The sequence below is a fragment of the Lonsdalea britannica genome, from assembly GCF_946477055.1.
GTDB classification, from domain to species: Bacteria; Pseudomonadota; Gammaproteobacteria; order Enterobacterales; family Enterobacteriaceae; genus Lonsdalea; species Lonsdalea britannica_A.
Window position 1 is genome coordinate 1 of sequence record NZ_CAMKXG010000287.1, and the last position, 3,946, is coordinate 3,946.

At 60.6% G+C, this 3,946-nt stretch carries 3 protein-coding genes; 1 reads left to right on the forward strand and 2 read right to left on the reverse strand.

Translation table 11 applies throughout. The features are described from left to right. Nucleotides 1-1,703 (reverse strand): putative selenate reductase subunit YgfK (ygfK, locus tag Q7O77_RS15315; protein ID WP_304169314.1); only part of this gene is annotated, 1,703 nt, incomplete at its 3' end. A 419-nt stretch (nucleotides 1,704-2,122) separates the two neighbouring features. On the opposite strand from ygfK, the gene Q7O77_RS15320 reads away from it, so the two are divergent. Further along, a complete protein-coding gene (locus Q7O77_RS15320; RefSeq protein ID WP_304169317.1) occupies nucleotides 2,123-2,932 on the forward strand; it encodes an XdhC family protein in 810 nt (269 codons plus the stop codon). Here the strand turns inward: Q7O77_RS15320 and hydA are convergent. Further along, nucleotides 2,924-3,946 (reverse strand): dihydropyrimidinase (hydA, locus tag Q7O77_RS15325; RefSeq protein ID WP_304169322.1); only part of this gene is annotated, 1,023 nt, incomplete at its 5' end. The two genes, Q7O77_RS15320 and hydA, sit on opposite strands and share 9 nt — an antisense overlap.

Here is a 3,946-nt window from a genome sequence, read left to right on the forward strand (position 1 = left end):
CCCGTCGCCAGCCCCGCTGGCCCCGCCCCCAGCACCGCGACCGGGTGACGATGGCCCGAACCTGCCGGTCGACACCAGCGACGTCGATACTCCTCCCACCCTTTTTCTAACGCGATACGTTTGATGTCACGGATTTGCAGCGCGCTGTCGTAGTCCAGTCGCGTGCAGTTGGACTGACACTGATGATCGCAGATATGGCCGGTGATCGCGGGCAAGGCGTTGCGCTGGTAGATCAGCGCCAGCGCATCCGCGTAGCGCCCCGCGCCTGCCAGACGCAGGTACTCGGGAATATCCTGATGAATGGCGCAGGCGCTCACGCACGGCGCGACGTAACAGTCCGAGGGCGGTAAGACACCGCCCGCCGCGATGGTATCGTCCTGTTTCCAGGACTTCTGATGGTACTCCGCCGTCAGCGCGGCACGCGCCAGCGCCTCTAACCGCTCGACATCCACCGAGGTCATGCCCCAGCCGGTCGAGGTTTCCAGCTCATGCGCGCAGGCAGCCAGACGCAGATATCCGCCCGGCTTGAGCAAATCCGTCGCCATCGTAATCGGGTGAATACCGGTTTCATGGATGGCGCGGATAGTGAACTGGCTGGCCCCGCCGGAATAGGAGATGGGCAGTTTTCCCTCAAAGTGACGCGACAACACGGCGGCGACGTTGATGGAAAGCGGAAACAGCGCCCGGCCGGACATGTACATTTCATCATCGGCCAGACGTCGTTTGTGGTTGCCGACACCCAGCGTATTAGTGAGTTTGACCCCAAACGCCAGTCCCCGCTGATCCGCCAGAGCCAGTAAACGCTCCAGCATCGAGAGCGCCTGCGCCAACGGCAAGTCATGCAAAAAAGATGCTTCTTTCAGCTGAATGTCGTCGAACCCACAGCCATCCAGAATCTCACGCACCCGCGCGTAGCCGAGCAGCGTGGGGTTCAGCTTCACAAACGTGTGCAGCCTCTTCTCTTCCAGCATATAGCGGCAGATGGCTTCAATTTCATCAGGCGGGCATCCGTGCATGGTGGAGAGCGTCATGCCAGTAACCAACTGCGGAGTAATCCGCTCAGGCAGCGCCATCAGCGCAGGCCGTTGCGCCGGTGGGACGATATCGCGCAGCAAATCGACCTGCTCGACCCAGTGCGTCAGCGTTTGGCGATAACGCTGGAAAGCGGGAGTGTCGCCCGCATCCATCATCGTCGCGATAAAGGTTTGCATCGGCGCCTGTTGAATACCTGTCAGGTCATAGCCCACGCTCATATTGAAGATAAACGACCGCCCCTGCCCGGCGGAACGCGGCGCAAACAGACACTCCAGCAGCCACAGCGCGAACCACGCCTTGAGGTATTCATCGGCCGCTTTCTCCAGCGTGAACTCGGTAGACCATTCGGTGTTGAACCCTTCGTCCTGCGCGTCAATACACGGCTTCTTCAGCTCAAGCCGGTCCAGAATCTGCACCGTTTTCAATTCAATAAAACTGCCGCCGCTCAGCCAGGCGGCAATAATATTTTGCGCCAGCTGCGTGTGCGGCCCGGCCGCTGGCCCCACCGGGGTATCGCACACTTCGCCAAAGACGCCCATTTGCCGGGCCGGTTGACGGCGATAGAACTGGCGCTCAGGAATGCCGAAAATAGACCGGTTTTGCCGAAATTCAGCAAACATTCTTTCCAGCAGCTGCTCGAATGGAATGGGACGCATCACATCACCCACATTGCTCTCCTTTATTGTTTTTCTTGGAAAATCAAACGATACGACCACCGCATTACACGGAAATAAGCGCACCAACGCGCCGGGATAACACCGGTCTTACGCGAATGTTTCGAATAGGAGCAATATGCAGGCCAGAAATTCGTCGGGGCCACATCGTGCCGGGACATCCCCCGTTTCCGCCGCCCTGCACGTCCAGAGGAAAAATCGATGGCAAGCGCGCCGTGCCGTCCTCTTTCCGGTTCAGCGCAACGTTTTTGCAAATAGAGAGACGAATTTCTCATTTTGAGAAAATGAGCCGGGCTTTCTCACTGCGCTATAGCGTCCTTTTTTGTCCGCCGCACCGCTCACCCTTAGGCTCAGGTCACGGGCACAAAATTTGCATTACCTGATCATCACCCATGACTTACGCGAGGTACGGAATGCGCCTTTTTACTCATGCAGCGGAACTGGAAAAGAACAACCGCGCTTTTGCGTGGATTCAAATCGTGGAAAGCCGCGGCTCGACGCCCCGCCACAGCGCCAGCATGCTGGTCGATGAAGACGGCCACTGCGTCGGTACGATTGGCGGAGGAATGGTGGAGCGGCTGGTGCTGGAAGAGGCAAAAGAGGCCCTGGCGCAGGGGGCGTCCCGCCTGTTCAGCGGGCGCATGGCGCGTCAAGGCGAAGGCGCGGTCGGTTCAGACTGCGGCGGCGCGATGAAAGTCCATATCGCGGTTCAGCCTCGTCGCCCGCAGCTGATCCTGCTCGGTGCCGGTCACGTCAACCGGGCTATCGCCGTGGCCGCCGCCCCGCTTGGCTTCGAGATCACGCTGGTCGATACCTGGCAGGATAATCTCGACCACCCCGATCTGCCGACGGCTAGCCGTCGGTTACTCGCCGACAGCTTTACCGACGGTATCCGACAGTTGACGCTGGACGACCACTGCTATGTGGTCATTGCCACCAATCATCAGGATAAAGAGGCGCTGACACAGACGCTCGGCAGCCCGGTCCGTTATCTGGGGTTGCTGGCCAGCCGCCGCAAGCTCCAGACTTTTCGCGCGGAGCTGGAAAAAAGCGGCGTCGCTGCCGCCGCTCTGGCGGCGCTGCGTTCGCCTATCGGACTGGATATCGGCGCCGAAACGCCGGAGGAGATCGCCATCAGCGTACTGGCGGAACTTCTGCAGGTGAAAAACGGCGCCAGCGCGGCACCGCTGCAGTCGACCACGCTGGCGGTGGTGTCAACCTAGCGCGTCAACCGGCGGCGCGCTAAATGGCTGACGATGCAAAAACCGTCCATGCCCGGCGCGGCCGGAAAAAACGCCGTCCCGCCAGACGATCTCTCCCCGACTCAGCGTCATGATCGGCCACCCTTGGCAGGCCATCCCCTCGTAAGGGGAGTAGTCGCCGTTATCATGCATGTCCTCATGACGCAGCGTCACGCGTTGATGGGGATCAAACACCACCAGATCGGCGTCCGCATCAGGCATCAAACTGCCCTTCTGCGGCCAGAGTCCGAAGAGCTGCGCCGGACGGGCGCTGGTCAGCGCCACAAACCGCTCAGCGCTGATTCGCCCCGTCGCCACGCCGTGGGTGTAAAGCAGCGCCAGCCGATTTTCCACTCCCGGCAGCCCATTAGGGCAGCGGCTGAAATCCCCGTGGGATAGTGCATGACGCTGGCTCAGCGAAAAATGGCAGTGGTCGGTCGCGACCGTCGCAATACTGCCGTCCTCCACTCCCTGCCACAGCGCCGCCTGCTCTTCCTGACCGCGCAGCGGCGGGCTGAGAATATACTTCAGCCCCTCCGGTTCCAGATAACGCCGCTCGTCCAACAACAGATACTGCGGACAGGTTTCCGCCCACACGGGTTGGTGTTGACGTTGGGCCAGCCGCAGATAATCCAGCCCCAATCCATTCGACAGGTGAACGATGTAAAGCGGCGCGTTGTCCGCCAGCGCCGCCAGATTGATCATGCGCGCTATCGCCTCCGCCTCGCAGGCGACCGGACGGCTCAACGCGTGATAAATGGGCGCCGTTTTCCCCTGTCGCAGCAGCGCCTCCCGACGCAGGCGGATCGCCGCATCGTTTTCGGGGTGTACCGTGGTGAGCGCGCCCAGCTGACGCAGGCGCTGCATCGCACGCAATACCGCCGCATCGTCCAGCTTGTATTGGTAAGTCAGATAGAGTTTGAAGCTGCTGATCCCTTCTTGCTCCACCATCGACACCATTTCGGCCAGAATCGCGTCGTCCACATGCTGCACCAC